At 66.1% G+C, this 21995-nt stretch carries 22 protein-coding genes; 10 read left to right on the top strand and 12 right to left on the bottom strand.

From position 1 onward, the window contains the following. The first annotated feature begins 12 nt into the window (after positions 1 to 12). A complete protein-coding gene (locus CAG31_RS04105; RefSeq protein WP_085578190.1) occupies positions 13 to 687 on the top strand; it encodes a DNA-3-methyladenine glycosylase I in 675 nt (224 codons plus the stop codon). A gap of 101 nt (positions 688 to 788) precedes the next feature. Here CAG31_RS04105 and CAG31_RS04100 read toward each other — a convergent pair whose 3' ends face one another. The 3 genes from CAG31_RS04100 to arsC are packed head-to-tail and all read right to left on the bottom strand — an operon-like array spanning position 789 to position 2163. Further along, positions 789 to 1214 (bottom strand): DUF2069 domain-containing protein, encoded by a 426-nt coding sequence (locus CAG31_RS04100; RefSeq protein ID WP_085578189.1) that lies wholly within the window; start codon positions 1212 to 1214, stop codon positions 789 to 791. Positions 1215 to 1216: 2 nt separating this feature from the next. Continuing rightward, positions 1217 to 1813: an NAD(P)H:quinone oxidoreductase gene (wrbA, locus tag CAG31_RS04095; RefSeq protein WP_085578188.1), complete on the bottom strand. Its 597-nt coding sequence runs from the start codon at positions 1811 to 1813 to the stop codon at positions 1217 to 1219. Further along, positions 1810 to 2163 carry an arsenate reductase (glutaredoxin) gene (gene arsC / locus CAG31_RS04090; RefSeq protein ID WP_085578187.1) on the bottom strand — a complete coding sequence of 118 codons (354 nt, stop codon included), beginning with the start codon at positions 2161 to 2163 and terminating at the stop codon, positions 1810 to 1812. The genes wrbA and arsC overlap by 4 nt, the downstream gene beginning before the upstream one ends. Before the next feature lie 113 nt (positions 2164 to 2276). Between arsC and CAG31_RS04085 the strand changes: the two genes are divergently transcribed. Further along, complete coding sequence (locus CAG31_RS04085) at positions 2277 to 2744, top strand: TlpA disulfide reductase family protein (RefSeq protein WP_085578186.1); 468 nt, start codon at positions 2277 to 2279, stop codon at positions 2742 to 2744. Positions 2745 to 2790: 46 nt separating this feature from the next. On the opposite strand, the gene CAG31_RS04080 is transcribed toward CAG31_RS04085, so the two are convergent. Together CAG31_RS04080 and CAG31_RS04075 are read right to left on the bottom strand one after the other, a co-directional pair. Next, the gene (locus tag CAG31_RS04080) at positions 2791 to 3195 is read right to left on the bottom strand and encodes an META domain-containing protein (RefSeq protein WP_085578185.1); all 405 of its coding nucleotides are present in this window, start codon (positions 3193 to 3195) and stop codon (positions 2791 to 2793) included. After that, positions 3195 to 3629, bottom strand: coding sequence for a hypothetical protein (locus tag CAG31_RS04075; RefSeq protein ID WP_085578184.1), 435 nt, complete (start codon positions 3627 to 3629; stop codon positions 3195 to 3197). Before CAG31_RS04075 ends, CAG31_RS04080 begins: the two co-directional genes overlap by 1 nt. 134 nt (positions 3630 to 3763) lie before the next feature. Here CAG31_RS04075 and CAG31_RS04070 point away from each other — a divergent pair, with 134 nt between their 5' ends. Next, complete coding sequence (locus CAG31_RS04070) at positions 3764 to 4201, top strand: hypothetical protein (RefSeq protein WP_085578183.1); 438 nt, start codon at positions 3764 to 3766, stop codon at positions 4199 to 4201. Positions 4202 to 4207: 6 nt separating this feature from the next. Here the strand turns inward: CAG31_RS04070 and CAG31_RS04065 are convergent, their stop codons facing one another. Together CAG31_RS04065 and CAG31_RS04060 are read right to left on the bottom strand one after the other, a co-directional pair. After that, on the bottom strand, positions 4208 to 5197 hold the full coding sequence (locus tag CAG31_RS04065) for a 2-hydroxyacid dehydrogenase (protein WP_085578182.1): 990 nt from the start codon (positions 5195 to 5197) through the stop codon (positions 4208 to 4210). Between the two features lie 83 nt (positions 5198 to 5280). Continuing rightward, positions 5281 to 8034: a response regulator gene (locus CAG31_RS04060; protein ID WP_085578292.1), complete on the bottom strand. Its 2754-nt coding sequence runs from the start codon at positions 8032 to 8034 to the stop codon at positions 5281 to 5283. A 217-nt stretch (positions 8035 to 8251) separates the two neighbouring features. Between CAG31_RS04060 and CAG31_RS04055 the strand changes: the two genes are divergently transcribed. The 7 genes from CAG31_RS04055 (at position 8252) to CAG31_RS04025 (ending at position 16585) form a co-directional block, all read left to right on the top strand. Next, complete coding sequence (locus CAG31_RS04055) at positions 8252 to 8974, top strand: response regulator transcription factor (protein WP_085578181.1); 723 nt, start codon at positions 8252 to 8254, stop codon at positions 8972 to 8974. Next, positions 8961 to 10379 carry a sensor histidine kinase gene (locus tag CAG31_RS04050; RefSeq protein WP_085578180.1) on the top strand — a complete coding sequence of 473 codons (1419 nt, stop codon included), beginning with the start codon at positions 8961 to 8963 and terminating at the stop codon, positions 10377 to 10379. Before CAG31_RS04055 ends, CAG31_RS04050 begins: the two co-directional genes overlap by 14 nt. A 120-nt stretch (positions 10380 to 10499) precedes the next feature. After that, a complete protein-coding gene (gene cysM / locus CAG31_RS04045; protein WP_170930365.1) occupies positions 10500 to 11402 on the top strand; it encodes a cysteine synthase CysM in 903 nt (300 codons plus the stop codon). Beyond that, positions 11402 to 12754 (top strand): 23S rRNA (uracil(1939)-C(5))-methyltransferase RlmD, encoded by a 1353-nt coding sequence (rlmD, locus tag CAG31_RS04040; RefSeq protein WP_085578178.1) that lies wholly within the window; start codon positions 11402 to 11404, stop codon positions 12752 to 12754. The genes cysM and rlmD overlap by 1 nt, the downstream gene beginning before the upstream one ends. 124 nt (positions 12755 to 12878) lie before the next feature. After that, positions 12879 to 15122, top strand: a complete 2244-nt coding sequence (relA, locus tag CAG31_RS04035) for a GTP diphosphokinase (protein WP_085578177.1) — start codon at positions 12879 to 12881, stop codon at positions 15120 to 15122. A gap of 57 nt (positions 15123 to 15179) precedes the next feature. Beyond that, positions 15180 to 16016, top strand: a complete 837-nt coding sequence (gene mazG / locus CAG31_RS04030) for a nucleoside triphosphate pyrophosphohydrolase (protein ID WP_085578176.1) — start codon at positions 15180 to 15182, stop codon at positions 16014 to 16016. Between the two features lie 26 nt (positions 16017 to 16042). Further along, positions 16043 to 16585 carry a DUF2058 domain-containing protein gene (locus CAG31_RS04025; protein ID WP_085578175.1) on the top strand — a complete coding sequence of 181 codons (543 nt, stop codon included), beginning with the start codon at positions 16043 to 16045 and terminating at the stop codon, positions 16583 to 16585. Positions 16586 to 16658: 73 nt separating this feature from the next. Here the strand turns inward: CAG31_RS04025 and CAG31_RS04020 are convergent, their stop codons facing one another. From CAG31_RS04020 to CAG31_RS04000, 5 genes are all read right to left on the bottom strand, one after another. Continuing rightward, complete coding sequence (locus CAG31_RS04020) at positions 16659 to 16841, bottom strand: hypothetical protein (RefSeq protein WP_085578174.1); 183 nt, start codon at positions 16839 to 16841, stop codon at positions 16659 to 16661. A gap of 322 nt (positions 16842 to 17163) precedes the next feature. Then, positions 17164 to 18384, bottom strand: coding sequence for a beta-ketoacyl-ACP synthase I (gene fabB / locus CAG31_RS04015; RefSeq protein ID WP_085578173.1), 1221 nt, complete (start codon positions 18382 to 18384; stop codon positions 17164 to 17166). An 11-nt stretch (positions 18385 to 18395) separates the two neighbouring features. Next, on the bottom strand, positions 18396 to 18911 hold the full coding sequence (gene fabA / locus CAG31_RS04010) for a 3-hydroxyacyl-[acyl-carrier-protein] dehydratase FabA (RefSeq protein ID WP_085578172.1): 516 nt from the start codon (positions 18909 to 18911) through the stop codon (positions 18396 to 18398). A gap of 247 nt (positions 18912 to 19158) precedes the next feature. Then, positions 19159 to 21063, bottom strand: a complete 1905-nt coding sequence (locus CAG31_RS04005) for an ATP-binding protein (RefSeq protein ID WP_085578171.1) — start codon at positions 21061 to 21063, stop codon at positions 19159 to 19161. Then, the gene (locus tag CAG31_RS04000; RefSeq protein ID WP_085578170.1) at positions 21060 to 21995 is read right to left on the bottom strand and encodes an ABC transporter substrate-binding protein; all 936 of its coding nucleotides are present in this window, start codon (positions 21993 to 21995) and stop codon (positions 21060 to 21062) included. The genes CAG31_RS04005 and CAG31_RS04000 overlap by 4 nt, the downstream gene beginning before the upstream one ends.

Raw genomic sequence — 21995 nt, 5'->3', positions numbered from 1 at the left:
TCAGGAGAGGGCATGCGCGACTACAAGTGGCTGCACGAATACTGTCTGAACCGTTTCGGTTCGGCGGCCGAACTGGAAGCCCACCTGCCTGTCCCCAAGACCGCGGCGCAACTGCGTGCGGTGGGCGACGACCGCTACCTGTCGACCATGGCCCTGCGAGTGTTCCGCGCCGGGCTCAAGCACAGCCTGGTGGACGCCAAGTGGCCGGCCTTCGAGGAGGTGTTCTTCGGCTTCGACCCGGAAAAGGTCGTGCTGATGAGCGCCGAGCACCTTGAGCGCCTGATGCAGGACGCGCGGATCATCCGCCACCTGGGCAAGCTCAAGAGCGTGCCGCGCAATGCGCAGTTCATCCTGGACGTGGAGAAAGAGAAGGGCAGCTTCGGCGCCTTGCTCGCCGACTGGCCGGTGACCGACATCGTCGGCCTGTGGACGTACCTGAAAAAGCGCGGCCACCAACTGGGCGGGCTGTCGGCGCCGCGGTTCCTGCGGATGGCCGGCAAGGACACCTTCGTGCCGAGCTACGACGTGGTGGCGGCGCTGAACGCCCAAGGCATCATCGACAAGGTGCCGAGCAGCCTGCGCGACCTGGCCACGGTGCAGGACGCCTTCAGCCGCTGGCACGAAGAGAGCGGCGGACGGCCGATGAGCCAGATCTCGATGATGCTGGCCTATACCGTCAATCATTAAGATCGGGGTTGTCTGCGATCGCCAGCAGGCTGGCTCCTACAGGGGATTTGTGAGCACCGCAGATCCCGTGTGGGAGCCAGCCTGCTGGCGATGGCGAGCGGTCAGGCGACGCTGACCTCGCCTTCGCCCGCCCGCTTGCGGTCCAGCTGATACCGCCACCGCACATACAGCAGCGCCGAGCAGAACACCGCCAGGCTGGCGATCATCTCCAGCACGCCGAACAGCTGACGGCCCGGGTCATACGCGGCCAGCGCGCCCTTGATGAAGTACAGGTTCACCGCAAAGCACATCCACGAATGCCCCCGCGGGCTGCCCGTGACCATGCCCGGCGCGAGCACGATCCACGGGATCAGCTCGATCAGCAGGATCACCCAGGGGCGCGCGCCGTGCAGGTCGGCGAACACCAGGTAGTAGGCGGCGAGCAGTCCGGCCAGGGCGAAGAAACACAGCAGGCTGACGATCCGCATCACCCGCACCCGCGGCGCGAGCCATTCGACGGCGGGCAAGACTTTGGGCTTTTTCGCCATCCTCAGCTCCCCAGCTTCTGCGCGGTTTTCGCCAGGCGTGCGCCCAAGGCGCGGCACAGCGCGATTTCGTGGCTGTCCAGGCCGCTCTTGCCGTCGGCCCCGGCATGGTGGCTGGCGCCGTACGGCGTGCCGCCGCCCTGGGTCTCCAGCAGCGCCGATTCGCTGTAGGGCAGGCCGGTGATCAGCATGCCGTGATGCAGCAGCGGCAGCATCATCGACAGCAGCGTGGTCTCCTGGCCGCCGTGCAGGCTGGCGGTGGAGGTGAACACGCCGGCCGGCTTGCCCACCAGGGCGCCGGTCAGCCAGAGGTTGCTGGTGCCGTCGAGGAAGTACTTGAGCGGCGCGGCCATGTTGCCGAAGCGGGTCGGGCTGCCCAGGGCCAGGCCGGCGCAGTTCTTCAGGTCGTCCAGCGTGGCGTACAGCGCGCCTTCGTCGGGAATGTCCGGCGCCACCGCTTCGCACTCGGCGGAGATCGCCGGCACGGTGCGCAGGCGCGCTTCGAGCCCGGCCTGTTCGACGCCGCGGGCGATCTGCCGGGCCATCTCGTTGGTCGAGCCGCTGCGGCTGTAATACAGGACCAGAATGTACGGATCGCTCACGGCAGCAGCTCCAGGACCCGCTCCGGCGGACGGCCGATGACGGCCTTGTCGCCGGCTTCGAGGATCGGGCGCTCCATCAGTTTCGGATGGTCCGCGATGGCGGCGATCAGTTGTTCTTCGCTGAGGCTGCTGTCGGCCAGCTGAAGCGTTTTGTATTCATCTTCGCCGGTGCGCAGCAGTTGCCGGGCGCCGATCCCCAGCTTGCCGAGCAAGGCCTTGATCTGCGCGGCGTCCAGCGGGGTTTCGAGGTAACGCACCACGTTCGGGGTCAGGCCACGGGCTTCGAGCAGTTCGAGTGCGCCACGGGATTTCGAGCAGCGCGGGTTGTGATAGAGCGTCAGATCGGTCATGGCGGGTCGCTTATGGCGTAAAGTGGCGGCTATTCTAACTGTGCAGCGCGCAATCCAGAACCTCGGGAGGCGACGGGTCGCAGGCGCATTCAATTTTTCACAAGGAACATGACATGACACGGCGACTGGCAGCGGCATTGACGATCATCGGAGCGTTGATGCTGGGGGGCTGCGGTAACGACTATGGCATCGATCAGAACGGGCAGAAAGTGGCCTCCGAGCGCCTCGACAAGCAGTGGGTGGTGCTCAACTACTGGGCCGAATGGTGCGGCCCGTGCCGCACCGAGATCCCGGAGCTCAACCACTTGGCCGAGCAGCTCAAGGACAGGAAGATCGGCGTGTTCGGGGTCAACTTCGACAACGTGCAAGGTGAGGAGCTCAAAGGCGCCAGCGAGAAGCTGGGCATCCGCTTCACCGTGCTGGCGCAGGATCCGGCGGACCTGTTCGAACTGCCGCGCAGCGAGGCCTTGCCGGTGACCTACATCATCGACAACAAGGGCAAGGTGCGTGAGCAGTTGCTGGGCGAGCAGACGGCGGCGGGGGTGATGGCGAAGCTGGAGGCGCTGAAGGCGACCAACTGAAGGGGTGCTGTGGCGAGGGAACGTGCTCCCTCGCCATAAAAAGGCTTCAGCCTTCTTCCAGCCACCAGCGCAACGGCTTGCCTTCGACGGGCCAGAAGCGCATCTGCTCGATCGGCGAGACGTCCCAGCGCTCGACCTTCTCCAGCGCCTGCAAGAAGCGCTGTTCCTGCTCCATCAGCGCCGGCGCGCATTGCTTGCGGGTCTTGCCGATCTTGCCGAAGCTCAGTTTGTCGCCGTCCAGGGTGTACGGCGCGAACCAATGGTTGCAGCCGCCGTTGCCGTAGGCCCGGCCATCGTCGCCCAGGGTGACGGTCAAGTGGCTGTAGTCCATCAGCGGGCGTTCGCCGATCCATTCCAGGATGTAGCTGCGGTTCTGCTGCAGCTGCACCGGCTCGGCGGCGCACCCGGCGAGGCCGGCACCGACGGCGGCGGTCAGGGCCAGGTGTTTCATCACGCGGACTCCCGGCAGCTCGGGCACACATGCTTGCCGCCCACGGCCTGCCAGCCCAGTTCGGCGATGCGTGCGGTGGCGGCGGCCGTCTCGGCCGGCTTGCCGAGCTTGGCGTCCACCGCGAACTCGAAGCTCAGGGCTTTGGCGCACGCATCGCAGTTGACCTGCCAGGTGTGGATCGCCAGTTCGCCGAACACCGGCCCCTGGGTCATCGCGGTCCATTGGCCCGGCGGGTTGATCAGGTGGCGGACGGTTTCGACGGTCAGGCGCATGGACAGGTCCTTGCTGCCCTTGAGGGTGACCACCAGGACGTCGCCGACGCGGATCGAGCCGCCGTTGCCGGTGACCTGATAGCGGCCCGGCACGATGGCGCGGCATTCGGTGAGGGTGTGTTGCGGGTTCATCAGGGTGTAGCGGAAATCGTGTTCGACCATGGAGCCTCCAAATATGCGCGACATGCTAGCACGGGCCGGATTGCAGAATGACGCGCGCTTGCGACCTTCGATCCGGTTCAAACCGGCACCGCAGTCATGGCAAACTGCCGCTTCTTTTTTCTAAGGAACGGAACATGGCGCTGATCGAATGTTATGAATGCAAGCGCAGCATCAGCTCGCAGACATCGGCGTGCATCCATTGCGGAGCCCCGCTGGAGCAGGGCGCGGCCGGCGCTGAAGCAACGAAGTCGCCGATTTCCTTTGGCCGCCTGCCGCGCAACGAATCCGTTCCCGAAGCTCCGATCGCGCCCGCAGCGCCTGCGCCGCAGCCACGGGCCACGCCGGCGGCGGCCGGTCGCCGCCGGCGTGCGCAGGCGGCGCAACCGGTCGAGCCTCAGTTGAACGCCGACGGTTCGCGGCCGGTGGAAGGCTGGCTGAAGATCATGGTGTTCCTGCTGCCGGGCTTTTTTGTCTGGTTCCTGCTGCGCAGCGGCCATTCCGCCAAGCAGCGGTTGCTGGGCTTCGGTTGGCTGGCGCTGCTGATCCTGGCGTCGTCGCTCAAGCCGTCCTGACCCGGCTCAGGCTTCGACCCGGTTCTGCGGCGCGCCCTGCGCCCAGGCGGCGATGTTGCGCAGGGTCGTCTCGGCGATCGCCCCCAGGGCCTCGTGGGTCAGAAAGGCCTGGTGCGCGGTGACGATCACATTGGGGAAGGTCAGCAGGCGGGCGAGGACATCGTCCTGCAGCGGCAGGTCGGAGCGGTCTTCGAAGAACAGCTGCGCCTCCTCCTCATAGACGTCCAGCCCCAGATACCCCAACTGGCCGTCCTTCAGGGCGTCGATCAGCGCGGGTGTGTCGACCAGCCCGCCGCGCCCTGTGTTGATCAGCATCGTCCCCGGTTGCAGGCACGCCAGCGATTGGCGGTTGATCAGGTGCTTGCTCTGCGCGTTCAGCGGGCAGTGCAGGCTGATGATCCGTGACCGGGCCAGCAGCTCGGGCAGGCTCAGGTAGCGGGCCCCCAGCGCCTCGACGGCGGGGTTGGGGTACGGGTCGTAGGCCAGCAGTTCGCAGCCGAAACCGTGCATGATCTTGGCGAACGTGGCGCCGATCTGCCCGGTGCCGACGATGCCGACGGTCTTGCCCACCAGATCGAAGCCGGTCAGGCCGTGCAGGCTGAAATCGCCTTCGCGGGTGCGGTTGTAGGCGCGGTGCAGGCGCCGGTTGAGCGCCAGGATCAACGCCACCGCGTGTTCGGCCACGGCATGGGGCGAGTAGGCGGGCACCCGCACGACCGCCAGTCCCAGGCGCCGGGCGGCGGCCAGGTCGACGTGGTTGTAGCCGGCCGAACGCAGCGCGATCAGCCGCGTGCCGCCGGCGGCCAGACGTTCCAGCACCGGTGCGCCGAGGTCGTCGTTGATGAAGGCGCAGACCACCTCGTGATGCTCGGCCAGCGCGGCGGTGTCCAGGCACAGCCGCGCCGGCTGGAAGTGCAGCTCGATGCCGTCCGGGCAGGGGGCGGCGAGGAAACTGTCGCGGTCATACGTCTGGCTGCTGAAAACGATCGTGCGCATGCTGGCCTCCTGAAACCGGGTCGCGGGGCCTGATGGCCCACGCTCACTGTAGCCGTCCGTGGCGCCGCCGGCGTTGTCCTGGATCAGGCACTGATCCTGGCTTGCGCGGCCAGGCGGTTGATCGCCCGGTCCAGCTCGTCCAGCGCCTGGGCGGCGTTGGGATCCTGCTGCTTGAGCAGGGTTTCGCTGCGCTGGCAGGCGGCGCGCAGTTGCGGCACGCCGCAGTACCGGGTGGCACCGTGCAGGCGGTGCACCCGTTCGAGCAAGGCGTTCTGGTCGTTGCCGTCGCGGGCCGTGCGAATCGCTTCCCGGTCGGCCTCAAGCGAGGCCAGCAGCATCGCCAGCATGTCCGCCGCCAGATCCGCCTTGCCGGCGGCCAGGCGCAGGCCTTCCTCGTGATCGAGCACCGGCAGATCCTGAGGGCCGGCCACGCCGTCGGCGGCGCGCTCCTGCACCGGATTGCGCAGCGCCAGCCCGGTCCACTTCAGCACCACCTGGGCCAGTTGCCGTTCGCTGATCGGCTTGGTCAGGTAGTCGTCCATGCCGCTTTGCAGCAAGGCGCGTTTTTCGTTGGCCATGGCGTGGGCGGTGAGGGCGACGATCGGCAGCGGCGTGCAGTGCCGTTCGCTTTCCCACTGACGGATGGTTTCGGTGCTCTGGCGGCCGTCCATGCCCGGCATCTGCACGTCCATCAGCACCAGGTCGAACGCTTCGCTCTGCACGGCGTTGACCGCCGCGTAGCCGCTTTCCACGGCCAGCACCTTGGCGCCCATGTCTTCGAGCAGCGTCTGCACCAGCAGCAGGTTGGCCGGGTTGTCGTCGACGCACAGCACTTTCGGTGCACGGCTGGACAGCGGCTCGCCCGGCTCGCTGCGGGTCTGGCGCGGCAGCACCAGGTCCGACAGCGCCCGCCGCAGTTTGCGCGTGCAGGCCGGTTTGGCCTGAAGCTGGCTGTGGGGGTTGGGCACCGAGAGGTGGAACAGGGTCTGTTCGGTGGTCGGGCACAGCACCAGCACTTTGCAGCCCAGGTGTTCGAGATCCCAGATGTGCTGGTTCAGCCGTTCCGGAAGCATGTCGTTGCTGGTGATGCCGAGCACCGCCAGGTCGATGGCCTGCTCGGTCTGGTGGGCGCCGGTGACGCCGTTGGTCAGGCTCTCCAGGGTGTTGAACGGGGTGACGTCCAGGCCGCAGTCCTCCAGTTGGTGCTGCAGCGCCTGGCGGGCCAGTTCGTGGTTCTCCAGCACCGCCACCCGGCGCCCGAGCAATGGCGCGGCCGGCAGGTCGTCGGTGTCGTCGCGGGTCTTGGGCAGGCTCAGGCTGATCCAGAACTCCGAGCCTTCGCCCGGCGTGCTGTCCACGCCGATCTCGCCGCCCATCTGCTCGATCAGGCGCTTGGAGATCACCAGCCCCAGGCCGGTGCCGCCCGGCTGGCGCGACAGCGAGTTGTCCGCCTGGCTGAAGGCCTGGAACAGGGCGCGCACGTCCTGGGCCGAGAGGCCGATGCCGGTGTCCTGGATGCTGATGCGCAGTTGCACGCTGTCCTCGTGCTCTTCTTCGAGCATCGCCCGGGCGACGATGGTGCCTTCGCGGGTGAACTTGATCGCGTTGCTGACCAGGTTGGTGAGGATCTGCTTGAGCCGCAGCGGATCGCCGACCAGCGACAGCGGCGTGTCGCGGTAGACCAGGCTGACCAGCTCCAGCTGTTTGGCGTGGGCGGCCGGGGCCAGTATGGTCAGGGTGTCCTGCAGCAGGTCGCGCAGGTTGAACGGAATGTGGTCGAGCACCAGCTTGCCGGCCTCGATCTTGGAGAAGTCGAGGATCTCGTTGATGATCCCCAGCAGGCTGTCGGCGGACTTCTCGATGGTCCCCAGGTAGTCGAGCTGGCGCGGGGTGAGCTCGCTTTTCTGCAGCAGGTGGGTGAAGCCGAGGATGCCGTTGAGCGGCGTGCGGATCTCATGGCTCATGTTGGCCAGGAACTCGGATTTGATCCGGCTCGCCTCCAGGGCTTCCTTGCGCGCCAGGTCCAGTTCGATGTTCTGGATCTCGATGGTTTCGAGGTTCTGGCGCACGTCTTCGGTGGCCTGGTCGACGCTGTGCTGCAGTTCTTCCCGGGCGTTCTGCAAGGTGCCGGCCATGCGGTTGATGCCGGAGGCCAGCTCGTCGAGTTCCTGGCTGCCGAGGGGCGGCAGGCGGGTTTCCAGGTGGCCGTCCTTGAGCTGCGCGACGGCTTGCTTGATCTGGCTCAGCGGCCGGTTGATGGTGCGCCCCATGCGCACGGCCAACAGCGCCGCGCCGGCCAGGCCTGCGCCGATCAGCAGCAGGCTGGCGAACAGGCTGCGGTAGCCGCGCAGCAGCATGCCGTTGTGCGACAGTTCCAGTTCGACCCAGCCGAGCAGGCGGTCGGACTCTTCGGGGATCAGTTCGCCGGCCAGGTTGCGGTGCTTGCCGAACACCGGCAGCAGGTAGCGGGTCGCATCGTTGCCGCTGCGCCGCAGCAGTTGCAGGCTGTCGCCGCTGGGGGCCTGGTTGAGCATGGTCGGGCCGGCGTGGGCCAGGGGCGAGCGGTCCGGCGCCAGGAAGGTCACGGCGCGCACGTCGGACTGCTCCAGGGACTGGGTGGCGATGCGTTCGAGCAGTTCGCTGTCGCCGTGGCCCATGGCCGGCGCCACCAGCGGCGCCAGTTGCTCGGCGATCATTTCGCCGCGCTGCATCAGTTGGGCCTGCAGGTCGACTTGCTGCGTCCAGGTGAAGTAGCCGCCCAGCACCAGCGCCATCAGGCTGGTGGGCAACAGGGTCAGCAACAGCACGCGACCTTTGATTCCCAGTTTCTTGAGCACGCCCATCTCCCGCATCCCGCTGATCCGTTGACTCTCGCGTGCGTCCGGCACGCGGCTTTGGCGCAGTGTAGCGATTTGCTCGCGGGCAATCTTGGGAAAAATGCCGCCGCCGTCCATCGGCCGAAGCCGCGACGTCCGTCTGCCGGATCAGGCTCGGGTTGCCCGGCGCCCGGCAATCTTGAATAATCCGCCAACTGAGAATTATTTGCAGATAGTCATGACTCCTGTCTCTGTTGGCCAGCCCCGCATCCTTTCCATCGAAGACGATCCTGTGCTCGGTGCCTATGTCCACGAGCACCTGGGCCGCAGCGGCTTTCAGGTGACCTGGTGCCGCAACGGCCAGGAGGGCCTCGATGTCGCCCGGCACCAGCCGTTCGACGTGGTGCTGATGGACATCCTGCTGCCGGGGCTGGACGGGCTCGATGTGCTCACGCAACTGCGTCAGAGCCACTCCACGCCGGTGCTGCTGATGTCCGCCCTGGGTGCCGAAGCCGACCGCATCAGCGGCTTTCGCCTCGGCGCCGACGACTACCTGCCCAAGCCGTTCAGCATGGCCGAGCTGCATGTGCGCATTGAGGCGATCCTGCGGCGCGTCGCGCTCGACCGGCGTCCGGCGCCGTTGGCCGAACCCGTGGCGGCGGGCGCGCTGCGTTTCGACGATGAACAGTGCGATGTGTCCTACCAAGGCCGGCCCGCCGGCCTGACCCGCAGCGAGTATCGCCTGCTGGAGACCCTCGACCGCAACCCCGAAGAGGTGCTGAGCAAGGCCTTCCTCTATCAGCACGTGCTGCAGCGCGGCTACGCGCCCCACGACCGCAGCCTCGACATGCACATCAGCCAGATCCGCCGCAAACTCAAGGCCGTCGGCTACGGCGAGCGCGAAGTGCGCACGGTGTGGGGCAAGGGTTACGTATTGAGCGCACCCGATGAAACCGTCTGAGCTGCCGGGGCGACACTCGCTGTTCTGGAAACTGGCCTGCCTGCTGGTGGCGTTCTGTCTGCTGATGATCTGGCTGAGCTGGTCCTGGGGCCGCTACATGGAGCAGCGCAATCAGTTCCTCTCGGACGAGGCCCGGGGCACGCTGGCCCGTTACGCGGCCGAGGCCGAGCAGGCCTGGCGGCAAGGGCGGCAGGAGGGCGTCGACGCCTGGCTGCGGACCATGCACTGGCGCGAGGCGGGTTGGGTCGGGGTGATCGGCGGCCACCTGCAATCGTTGGGCAGCCAGCCGTTGAGCGAGGCCGAGACCCTGCGCCTGACCTTCCTGCGCGGGCCTGACTGGCCGATCCACAAAAAGGGCCTGCCGTGGCTGCGGGTGCCGTTCCCCGAGAACCCGTCCGCCGGCAGCCTGGTGATCGAGCTGCCCGAGCGCTTCCTGCCGGGGCGCTACAAGACGTTCTGGCGGGTCATCACCAACGGGGTGATCCCCGGCCTGTTCACGCTGCTGCTGTGCGTCGGCCTGTACCGCCTGCTGGTGATGCCGCTGAACAACCTGCGCGAACAGGCCAACGCATGGCGCGCCGACCAACTGAATGTGCGGTTGTCGAGCGGCATCACCGAGCGTCCCGACGAACTCGGCGAACTGGCCCGGGCCTTCGACTCGATGGCCGAGCGCCTGCAATCGACCGTCGCGCTGCAGCAGCAACTGTTGCGCGACCTGTCCCACGAACTGCGCACGCCATTGAGCCGCCTGCGGGTGGCCAGCGAAGGCGAGCAGGCGCTGTTGCCGTTGCGCGAACGGATCGGGCGCGAGGTCGACATCATGCAGCGGCTGGTGGAAGACACCCTCCAGCTGGCCTGGCTCGACACCGAGCGCACGCCGCTGCCCGACGAGGCGATCCAGATCCAGGCCCTGTGGGAAATGCTGACCGACAACGCCTGCTACGAAAGCGGCTGGCCGAGCCTGCAGCTGCAGTGCACGGTGGAGGCCTCCTGCTGGGTGCGCGGCCACCTCAACACCCTGGCCCAGGCGCTGGAGAACATTCTGCGCAACGCCATCCGCCATTCGCCGCCGGGCGGCGTGGTGCGGCTCGGCGGGCAGCGCGACGGCGACTGCTGGCACCTGTGGCTGGAGGATCAGGGGGGCGGCGTGGCCGAGGCGGATCAGGAGCGGATCTTCTCGCCGTTCATCCGGCTCGACGGCTCGCGGCCCGGCGACGGCGGGTTCGGCCTGGGCCTGAGCATTGCGCGCAATGCGGTGCAGCGTCAGGGCGGCAGGCTGTGGGCCGAGAACGGCGCAGACGGCTTGCGGCTGAACCTGCGGTTGAAGGCGCACGACGCCGCCTGCGAGGCGGTGCAGGGCCGGCCTGCGCCGGCGGCGGACGGGCTGCAGCCGCAGATCAGCTGACGGCCCCGCGGTTTCTTCACTTATTCCCATAAGCCATAAGCACCATACTTTGCGTGATATGGCCGGCGCGGGTTTGCCGGTATGATAGGCGCCCCCGCTGTCCGGATTGCGAAAAACGCCATGACCTTGCAGTACCCAACCATCGCCGATTGCGTCGGCAACACGCCGCTGGTGCGTTTGCAGCGCCTGCCCGGCGCCACCAGCAACACCCTCTTGCTCAAGCTGGAAGGCAACAACCCGGCGGGTTCGGTCAAGGATCGTCCGGCGTTGTCGATGATCACCCGCGCCGAGCTGCGCGGGCAGATCCGCCCCGGCGACACGCTCATCGAGGCGACCTCGGGCAACACCGGGATCGCCCTGGCGATGGCCGCTGCGATCAAGGGCTACAAGATGATCCTGATCATGCCGGACAACTCCACCGCCGAGCGCAAGGCGGCGATGACCGCCTACGGCGCCGAGCTGATCCTGGTCACCCAGGAAGAGGGCATGGAAGGCGCCCGCGACCTGGCCCAGCGGATGGAGGCCGAAGGCCGCGGCAAGGTGCTCGACCAGTTCGCCAACGGCGACAACCCCGAAGCCCATTACGCCACCACCGGCCCGGAGATCTGGCGCCAGACCCAGGGCTCCATCACCCATTTCGTCAGTTCCATGGGCACCACCGGCACCATCATGGGCGTGTCGCGCTACCTCAAGGAACAGAACGACAACGTGCAGATCATCGGCCTGCAGCCGATGGAAGGCTCGGCCATTCCCGGCATCCGCCGCTGGCCGCAGGAATACCTGCCGAAGATCTACCAGGCCGACCGCGTCGACCGCATCGTCGACATGGCGCAGAGCGAAGCCGAAGACGTCACCCGTCGCCTGGCCCGCGAAGAAGGCATCTTCTGCGGCGTGTCCTCGGGCGGTGCGGTGGCGGCGATGCTGCGCTTGTCCAAGGAAGTCGAGAACGCGGTGATCGTCGCGATCATCTGCGACCGCGGCGACCGCTACCTGTCGACCGGCCTGTTCGACGCGCCCAACTGATGGCCAAGCAAGCAAGAGGCCTGCGCTTCCAGCCCACCGGCGGCAGCAAGGCCCCGCAACTCCCGACCGGCAAGAAGCAGCGCCTGAGCATCGAGCGCCTGGCCAATGACGGTCGCGGCATCGCGTTCTTCGAAGGCCGCACCTGGTTCGTCCTCGGCGCCCTCGCAGGCGAGGAGGTCGAGGCGCGGGTGCTCGGCGCCCACGGTAAAGTGGTCGAGGCCCGCGCCGAGCGCGTGCTCAAGGCCAGCGAACTGCGCCGTCCGGCCCTTTGCCCGCACGCGGGCCGCTGCGGCGGCTGCAGCGTGCAGCACCTGCCCCACGCTGAACAGCTTGCCCTGAAACAGCGCATGCTGGCCGAGCAGCTGTCGCGGGTCGCCGGCGTCGAACCGCAAGAATGGGCCGCGCCGTTGACCGGCCCCGAATTCGGCTACCGGCGCCGCGCCCGGGTGGCGGTGCGCTGGGACGCCAAGGCGAAGCGGCTGGACGTGGGCTTTCGCGCCGCCGGCAGCCAGGACATTGTCGCGATCGACGAGTGCCCGGTGCTGGTACAGCCCTTGCAGCCGATCATGAGCCGGCTGCCGGACATGCTCCGCCGCCTGGGCAAGCCTCAGGCGCTGGGGCATGTGGAACTGTTCAGCGGCTCGTCGCTGGCGGTGCTGCTGCGGCACACGGCGCCGCTGTCGGATGCGGACCTGACGATCCTCAAGGATTTCTGCGCGTTCCACGGGGCGCAGCTGTGGCTGCACGGCGAAGGCGAGCCGCAGCCGGCGGACCCTACGCAGTCGCTGGGCTACCGCCTGGAGACGTGGGGGCTGGAGCTGGCCTGGCGTCCGGGCGACTTCATCCAGGTCAACGCCGGCGTCAACGAGGCGATGGTCGCCCAGGCGTTGGAGTGGCTCAAGCCCACGGGCGATGAGCGTGTGCTCGACCTGTTCTGCGGCCTGGGCAACTTCGCCTTGCCGTTGGCCAAGGCCGTGCGTGAGGTGGTGGCGGTCGAAGGCGTGCAGACGATGGTCGACCGTGCGGCGGAGAACGCCGCCAGCAACAATTTGCATAACACAAAGTTTTTTCAGGCCGATTTATCCCAGCCTTTGACCGATGCCGAATGGATCGGAAACGGCTTTTCTGCGGTACTCTTGGACCCACCCCGTGACGGTGCTTTCGAGGTGGTGCGCAAGCTGGCGACCCTGGGTGCCCAACGGCTGGTGTACGTGTCGTGCAACCCTGCAACTCTGGCGCGCGACACGGTCGAATTGATCAAGCAGGGCTACCGGTTAAAACGTGCCGGGATTCTCGATATGTTTCCTCAGACGGCGCATGTCGAGGCCATGGCGTTATTTGAAGCGGGCTAGGATGGCCCGTCTGATCCGTCTGGTCCGCCCGGACAGCGCTCGTCCCAGCCCCGCGAGCGCGAACGGGCAATGAAGGTCAGCGATTTGACGCATTGAATCTGCGTCGTAGGGAAGGTAAAGCAAGATGGTACAGGTGAGAGCACACCAGCCGATCAACACCGACGGCAGTATCAATCTCGAGGCTTGGCTCGATCATGCGGTCAGCGTCGATCTGGCGCTGGATCGCGAAGCCTTGAAGGAGGCCTGCGAATACGCCCGTCAGGCCGAGCAGCAATCCAAAGCGGCGAACAATCTGTGGACCGAGGGCAGCGGCAGCTTCAGCACCGGTCTTGAGATCGCCGAGATCCTGGCCGACCTCAAGCTCGACCAGGATTCCCTGGTGGCCGCCGTGCTGTACCGCGGCGTGCGCGAAGGCCAGATCGAGCTCGCGGCGGTCAGCCAGCGGTTCGGCCCGGTGGTCGCCAAGCTGATCGACGGCGTGCAGCGCATGGCGGCGATCAGCGCCAGCCTCAGCCCCCGTCAGTCCATGGTGCTGGGCACCCAGGGCCAGGTCGAGAACCTGCGCAAGATGCTGGTGGCCATGGTCGACGACGTGCGCGTCGCGCTGATCAAGCTGGCCGAGCGCACCTGCGCGATCCGGGCGGTGAAGACCGCCGACGACGAGAAGCGCAACCGGGTCGCCCGGGAGGTGTTCGACATCTATGCGCCGCTGGCGCACAGGCTCGGCATCGGCCACATCAAGTGGGAGCTGGAGGACCTGTCCTTCCGCTACCTGGAGCCTGACCAGTACAAGCAGATCGCCAAGCTGCTGCACGAGCGGCGGCTCGACCGCGAACGCTTCATCAGCGACGTGATGACCCAGCTCAAGAACGAACTGCAGGCCACCGGCGTCGAGGCCGACATCAGCGGCCGGGCCAAGCACATCTATTCGATCTGGCGAAAGATGCAGCGCAAGGGCCTGGAGTTCAGCCAGATCTACGACGTGCGCGCCGTGCGCGTGCTGGTGCCGGAGATGCGCGACTGCTACACCGCGCTCGGCATCGTCCACACCCTGTGGCGGCACATCCCCAAAGAGTTCGACGACTACATCGCCAACCCGAAGGAGAACGGCTACCGCTCGCTGCACACCGCCGTGATCGGCCCGGAAGGCAAGGTGCTGGAGGTGCAGATCCGTACCCACGCCATGCACGAGGAGGCCGAACTCGGCGTCTGCGCGCACTGGCGCTACAAGGGCACCGACGTCAAGTCCGGCTCCAACCACTACGAAGAGAAGATCTCCTGGCTGCGTCAGGTGCTCGAGTGGCATGAAGAGCTGGGCGACATCGGCGGACTGGCCGAACAGCTGCGGGTCGACATCGAGCCGGACCGGGTCTACATCTTCACCCCGGACGGCCATGCCATCGACCTGCCCAAGGGCGCGACGCCGCTGGACTTCGCCTACCGCGTGCACACCGAGATCGGCCACAACTGCCGCGGCGCCAAGATCAACGGGCGGATCGTGCCGCTCAACTACAGCCTGCAGACCGGCGAGCAGGTCGAGATCATCACCAGCAAGCACGGCACCCCGAGCCGCGACTGGCTGAACCCGAACCTGGGGTACGTCACCACGTCCCGGGCGCGGGCCAAGATCGTCCACTGGTTCAAGCTGCAGGCCCGGGATCAGAACGTCGCGGCGGGCAAGACCCTGCTCGAGCGCGAGCTCAACCGCCTCGGCCTGCCGGCGGTAGACTTCGACAAGCTGGCCGACAAGGCCAACATGAAGACCGCCGAAGACCTGTTCGCCGCCCTCGGTGCCGGCGACCTGCGCCTGGCGCAGCTGGTCAACCTGGCGCAGCAGCTGGTCGAGCCGGAGCGCGGCAACGAGCAGCTGGAGCTGATCCCGCGCAAGGCCGCCGGCTACAAGCCGGGCAAGCGCGGCGACATCCAGATCCAGGGCGTCGGCAACCTGATGACGCAGATGGCCGGCTGCTGCCAGCCGTTGCCGGGCGACGCGATCGTCGGCTACATCACCCAGGGCCGCGGCGTGAGCATCCACCGCCAGGACTGCGCCTCGGTGCTGCAACTGGCCGGCCGCGAGCCGGAGCGCATCATCCAGGTCAGCTGGGGCCCGGTGCCGGTGCTCACCTACCCGGTGGACATCGTCATCCGCGCCTACGACCGTTCCGGGCTGCTGCGTGACGTCTCGCAGGTGCTGCTCAACGAACGCATCAACGTGCTGGCGGTCAACACCCGCTCGAACAAGGAGGACAACACCGCGCTGATGTCCCTGACCATCGAGATCCCGGGTCTGGACGCGCTGGGGCGGTTGCTGGGGCGGATTTCCCAGTTGCCGAACATCATCGAGACGCGGCGCAACCGCACGCCTTGAGGAGCAACGGCGCAAGCGGGCCTGCCCGCTTGCGCAGGGTTTTGTGGTGAGACAGACATGACGTACAGCCTGGAAGACCTGCTGCACCTGATGAACCGTCTGCGGGATCCGCAGTACGGCTGCCCGTGGGACATCAAGCAGACCTACTCCACCATCGTCCCGCACACCCTGGAAGAGGCCTACGAGGTCGCCGACGCCATCGAGCGCGGCGATTTCGATCACTTGCAGGGCGAGTTGGGCGATCTGCTGTTCCAGGTGGTGTATTACAGCCAGTTGGCCCGGGAGGAGGGTCGGTTCGAGTTCGCCGGCGTGGTGGACAGCATCACCCGCAAGCTGGTGCGCCGTCACCCGCACGTGTTTCCCACCGGCGACCTGTATGCGCCGCTGGACGTGCCGCGGCTGAACGAAGAGCAGGTCAAGGAGCGTTGGGAAGAGATCAAGGCCGAAGAGCGCGCCGAGAAATCCGCCGAGCCGCAGCAACTGTCGCTGCTCGACGACGTGCCCGCCGCGCTGCCGGCCTTGTCGCGCTCGGCCAAGCTGCAGAAGCGCGCCGCGCAGGTCGGTTTCGACTGGCCGGACGCTTTGCCGGTGTTGGACAAGGTGCGCGAGGAGCTCGACGAGGTGCTTGAGGCCATGTCGGAAAACGACCCGGCGGCGGTGGCCGACGAGATCGGCGATCTGCTGTTTTCGGTGGTCAACCTGGCCCGGCACCTGAAGGTCGATCCGGAAACCGCGCTGCGCGGCGCCAACGGCAAGTTCGAGCGGCGTTTCCGTTTTATCGAACAGGCATTGCGCGACACCCGTCGTCCCATGGAAGATTGCACCCTCGAAGAGTTGGACGCCTTGTGGGGCGAAGCCAAACGACAGGAAAAGAATGCGCCCGGCTGCGGCTGAGCAATTTGCCCAAGTGAGTAAGCACCATGAGTATTTCCCTTCGCGACCAGTTGCTCAAGGCAGGGCTGGTCAACCAAAAGCAGGTCAAGCAAGTCAGCAAGGACAAGCAAAAGCAGCAACGCCTGGCCCACAAGGGGCAAATCGAGCTGGACGACTCGCAGCAGCGCGCGGCCCAGGAGGCCCAGGCCGAGAAGGTCAAGCGCGACCAGGAGCTGAACCGCCAGCAGCAGGAAAAGGCCGAGGCCAAGGCCCGCGCCGCGCAGATCAAGCAATTGATCGAGGTGTCGCGCCTGCCGAAGCTGAACACCGAGGACTACTACAACTTCGTCGATGACAAGAAGGTCAAGCGCCTTTCGGTCAACACGCTGATGCGCAACAAGCTCAGCAGCGGTTCGCTGGCGATCGTGCACCACGCCGGCGGCTACGAAGTGATCCCGCGCGAGGCCGCCCTGAAGATCCAGGAGCGCGATCCGCAGCGCATCGTGCAGATGAACGAGAAGACCGAAGAGGTCACGGACGAGGACGATCCGTACGCGGCCTATCAGATCCCTGACGATCTGATGTGGTAAGCGTCCGACACGCAAAACGACGAACCCCGCTCATGGCGGGGTTCGTCGTTATGGATGCTGTGTCGCTTGCCGCTCAGCCCTGTTCGCGCTGGCGCTCCAGCAGCTCCAGCTCGGCCTTGTAGCTGTGGGCGTCGGCCTCGTTGTGGAACATCCCCACCAGCAAGTCCTGTTGATGCACGTCCCAGATCCGTACGCCGGCGGCCACGCCTTCATGGGACATGTGTGAATCGTCGCGTTCAGTCACTTTTACAGTCATCTGCTAGCTCCAATCTCTGTTATCTGCAGCAAGGCATGTGCAGGACTCTTTTATAGAGTTTGTTAGCTTGCTAAGTAAACGTTCGGTTTCTGCAATGTATCCTTGCGGATTTCGCAACAGTGCTGGAGCCCGCGTGATACGCGACATTCAGTCGCAGGGCGGGAAGTTGCATGACAGATGTTTCATGTTGGCGGGGCGTTGCGCACCCCTTTGCGCAAGCCGTTGTGCCTTGGCGGGCGTCCGGCGGCGAGGTTTCTCCAGGCGAAAAAAAACGCCCCGAACCGGTCGGGGCGTTTTTCATGTGCGGCTCAGCAGCGTGAAATCACTTGCCGGTCCAGCGCTTCAGCACCAGGGTGGCGTTGGTGCCGCCGAAGCCGAAGCTGTTGCTCATCACGGTGTCGATCTTGGCGTTCTCGCGGGTCTGGGTCAGCACCGGCAGGTCGGCCACTTCCGGATCCAGCTCGTCGATGTTGGCGGAGCCGGCGATGAAGTTGCCTTCCATCATCAGCATGCAGTAGATCGCTTCGTGAACGCCGGCGGCGCCCAGGGAGTGACCCGACAGGCTCTTGGTGGAGCTGATGGCCGGCGCCTTGTCACCGAAGACTTCGCGCACGCCTTTCATTTCCGCGACGTCGCCGACCGGGGTCGAGGTGCCGTGGGTGTTCAGGTAGTCGATCGGGGTGTCGACGGTGGACAGCGCCTGCTGCATGCAGCGGATCGCGCCTTCGCCGCTCGGGGCGACCATGTCGTAGCCGTCGGAGGTCGCGCCGTAGCCGACGATTTCCGCGTAGATCTTCGCGCCGCGGGCCAGAGCGTGCTCCAGCTCCTCGACCACCACCATGCCGCCGCCGCCGGCGATGACGAAACCGTCACGGTCGGCGTCGTAGGCGCGGGAGGCCTTTTCCGGGGTGTCGTTGCGCTTGCTGGACAGGGCGCCCATGGCGTCGAACAGGAACGACTGGCTCCAGTGCTCTTCTTCGCCGCCGCCGGCGAAGACGATGTCCTGCTTGCCCATCTGGATCTGTTCCATCGCAGTGCCGATGCAGTGGGCGCTGGTGGCGCAGGCGGAGGCGATGGAGTAGTTCAGGCCCTTGATCTTGAACGGTGTGGCCAGGCAGGCCGACACGGTGCTGCTCATGGTGCGGGTCACGCGGTACGGGCCGACGCGCTTGACGCCTTTCTCGCGCAGGATGTCCAGCGCTTCCATCTGGTTCAGGGTGGAGGCGCCGCCGGAGCCGGCGATCAGGCCGGTGCGCGGGTTGGACACCTGCTCTTCGGTCAGGCCGGAGTCCTTGATCGCGTCAGCCATCGCCAGGTAGGCGTAGGCGGCTGCGTGACCGACGAAACGGTAGACCTTGCGGTCGATCAGTTCTTCGAGGTTGAGGTCGATGGAGCCGGAAACCTGGCTACGCAGACCCATTTCGGCGTATTCCGGGTTGAACCGGATGCCAGGGCGGCTTGCACGCAGGTTGGCGGAGACGGTCTCTTTGTCATTGCCCAGGCAAGAAACGATGCCCAGACCAGTGATAACGACGCGGCGCATGCGGATAACCCTTAGAAGTTGTCAGTGGAGGTGAACACGCCGACCCGTAGGCCTTCGGCGGTGTAGATTTCGCGACCGTCGACGCTGACCGAACCATCGGCGATGGCCATGTTCAGCTTGCCCTTGAGGACGCGCTTGATATGAATGTTGTAGGTGACTTTGCTGGCGGTCGGCAGCACCTGGCCGAAGAACTTCACTTCGCCCGAACCCAGCGCACGGCCGCGGCCCGGCAGGCCTTGCCAGCCCAGGAAGAAGCCGACCAGTTGCCACATGGCGTCCAGGCCCAGGCAGCCCGGCATCACCGGATCGCCTTCGAAATGGCAGGCGAAGAACCACAGGTCCGGGGTGATGTCCAGCTCGGCGACCAATTCACCTTTGCCGTACTTGCCGCCTTCTTCGCAGATGTGGGTGATGCGATCCACCATCAGCATGTTCGGGGCGGGCAGTTGCGCGTTACCTGGGCCGAACAGCTCACCGCGACTGCAGCGCAGCAGGTCTTCCCGGGTAAAGGCGTTTTGTTTGGTCATGCGAGCTCCTCAATAGTCCCATGCGGCAGGTGGGGCGTTCTTCCCGGCCGACCGAAGCGTTCATGCCTCGATCCGGCAGCCTACTCATAGACTATTGCGTTGTAGTGAAAGTCACAGCACCAAGGACATGAATGTACACTTGTGCACTGAAATTTTTATTCAAGCCCCTTTTGAGGCCCGTTCGGGAGCCTAAGACTGCCGCACTTTCGCTTTCCACGCCAGTCGCAGATGCTTGAAAGGCTGTCCTTTACTGCACCCAGCGCTGCATGATCTGCTGCAAATCGTTGCGTTTGAACGGCTTGGCCAGATAGTCGTTCATCCCCGCCGACAGGCAGTTTTCCCGGTCGCCCTGCAAGGCGTTGGCGGTCAGCGCGATGATCGGCACATCGTTGCAGGCGGGCAGGCGGCGGATCTGGCGCGTCGCCTCGTAGCCGTCGATGACCGGCAGCCGGCAGTCCATCAGGATAGCTTCGAATCGCTGCCCGTCGGCGCAGCGCACCGCCTGCGCGCCGTCGGTGGCGATGCTGACGGCAAAGCCCAGGCTGCGCAGCATCGCTTCGATCACGGTCTGGTTGACCGGGTTGTCCTCCACCAGCAGCACCTTGCGCCCTTCGCCGTGGCCGTCGCCGGCCAAGAGGCGTGGCGCCGCCAGTGTCGGCAACGCCTGCTTATATATAGCCAAGGGGATTTCCAGGGTAAACACCGAACCGCGGCCTTCTTCGCTCTGCGCCCGCAGGGTGCCGCCCATCCGTTCGGCGAGGGTGCGGGCGATCGGCAGGCCCAGCCCCGTCCCGCCGTAGCGTCGGGAGATCGAACTGTCGGCCTGCTGGAACGCGTTGAACATCAGTTCCAGGCTTTGCGCAGAGATGCCGATGCCGCTGTCGCGCACCGAGCAGGTGAACCAGAGCAGTTCGTGGTCCAGCGACTGCCATTGCGCTTCGATGCCGACCTGGCCCTGTTCGGTGAACTTCAGCGCGTTGCCCACCAGGTTGACCAGAATCTGTCGGATCCGCGTCGGATCGCCTTGCACCTGCAGATCGCGCATGTCGTCCGGGATCCGCAACTGCAGGCTCAAGCCGCGCTGCAGGGCGCTGTGCTGGAACGACTGGGCGCAGGCGGCGATCAGGTCGGCCAGGTTGAAGGGGATGTGCTCCAGTTCCAGCTCCGAACGCTCGATGCGCGAGAAGTCCAGGATGTCGTTGATGACCTTGAGCAAGTGCTCGGTGGACTCGGACGCCAGGGCGGCGTACTCGATCTGCTCTTCGGTCATCTCGGTGGTCTCAAGCAACTGCAGCATGCCGAGGACGCCGTTCATGGGCGTGCGCAGTTCATGGCTCATCATCGCCAGGAAGTCCGATTTGGCGTTGTTGGCCTTTTCCGCCTCTTCGCGGGTCTGGATCAGTTGCGCCATGGCCTGCTGCTGTTCGCGGCTGGCCTGTTCCAGGGCCTGGGCCAGGTTGTTGATGTGCTGCGACAGGGCGCCCAGTTCGGTGTCGTCGACGATCGGCAGCGGCGTCTTGAAGTCGCCGTCCTGGATGGCCCGCACCGCATGGCCGATGTCGCGGATCGGCTGGGACAGGCTGCCGGCCAGCCGCCGTGCCAGGACGAAGGTGAACAGCAGGGCGAACAGCGCGAGGATGCCGGCCTTGAGCAGGATTTCCTGCTGGCGCTGGCTGAAGGCGTCGCTGGACAGGCCGACGATCACCCGGCCCAGGTAATCCTCGCCGGTGCCGTTCCTGGCCGGACGGCTGTCCTGGAAAAAGTCGTTGTGCAGGGCGATCCGCTGCAGCCTGACCGGCGCCTGGAACACCTCGACCTGATGCGGGCGGTTGTGGGCGTTCGCCGCTTGCTCGACGTAGGCCAGCACTCGGTTGCCGCTGTCCTGCACCTCCAGGAAACGTACGTTGGGCGTAGCCAGGGTGGCTTTGAGCAGGCTCTCCAGCACTTCGTTGTTGCCGGAGATCACCCCGTATTCGGTGGCCGGCGCCAGTTGGTTGGCGATCAGTTGGCCGGTGCGGGCGAGCTCCTGGCGCAGATCCTGGATGCGCACGAAGGTGAAGAAGGTGATCAGGAGCAAAGTCAGCAACAGCGCAGGGCCCAGGCTGATCAGTTGGGTGCGGGTGTTGATGTCCCAGCGGCGGCGGAAAATCATGGGCGGCGCTCTCCTTCGGCCAAATCCTTGGCCACAGACACTTCATCGGGCAGTTCGATACCTAAGGAACGAGCCACCTGGGCATTGCTTGAGACCTTGAAACGATCGGGGTAGAGCGTGCGCGGCCAGTTGGCCGGCGGACGGTCGAGCAAGGCGTCGAGAATGGCCAGCCAGTCGCTCTGGTCGCTGTAGCTGCTGGCCAGGCTGCCGGCGCGCACGAACGCGACGTTGGGGCCGATCAGCGCCAGTTGTCGGGAATAACTGCTGAGCAGCAGGTTTTTCGCGGTCTTGGGGTTGTACAGGTCAGGGTCGTCGAGCCCCAGCAGCACGTCGCTGTTTTTCAGCAGGGCCTGCAACGGGCGGCTGTCGCGGGTGTTGTCCCAGCGCTCGCCGACGATTTCCAGATCCAGCGACCGGGCCGCCAGGTGCAGCTCCTGCAAAAGAAACTCGCTGTGCCGGTCGAACAGCACGCCGACCCGGCGGGCCTGGGGCAGGAGCCGGCGGATCAGCTGCAGTTGGCGGCCGGGCATCGGGTCGCTCCACAGCAGGCTCAGGTGCGACGGCGGCTGGGCGTTGCCGAAGCGCTGCTGCGCTTGCAGGCGGCTGATGCGCAGCACCAGGGTGGCCGGCCCCGGGGTCTCTTGCAGGCGCCAGTCCAGGCTCGGCAGATCCAGCAGGATCAGGCGCAGGCTGGCCGGCAGCTTGCCCGGGGCCGGCAGGCTGGCCAACGGCTGGAAGCGTACGCGGTCGGTGGGGCGCAGCTCGCTCAGGGCCTGGACGAAGGACTGCACCCCCGGGCTTTCCTCGGCGCCGGTCAACAGGATGTCCGCCGCCTGCACGGCCACGCCGTGCAGCCACGCTGTCAGGAACAGGCAGAGCCCGGCCAGCCAGTGGCCGACGCCCGGCATCTTCCGTGACAGGGGCAGACGCAT

Source organism: Pseudomonas sp. R25(2017), assembly GCF_002112565.1.
Classification (GTDB): domain Bacteria; phylum Pseudomonadota; class Gammaproteobacteria; order Pseudomonadales; family Pseudomonadaceae; genus Aquipseudomonas; species Aquipseudomonas ekonensis.
The sequence above is the reverse complement of the archived record's forward strand: the minus strand, read 5'-3'. Positions and strand labels throughout refer to the sequence as shown.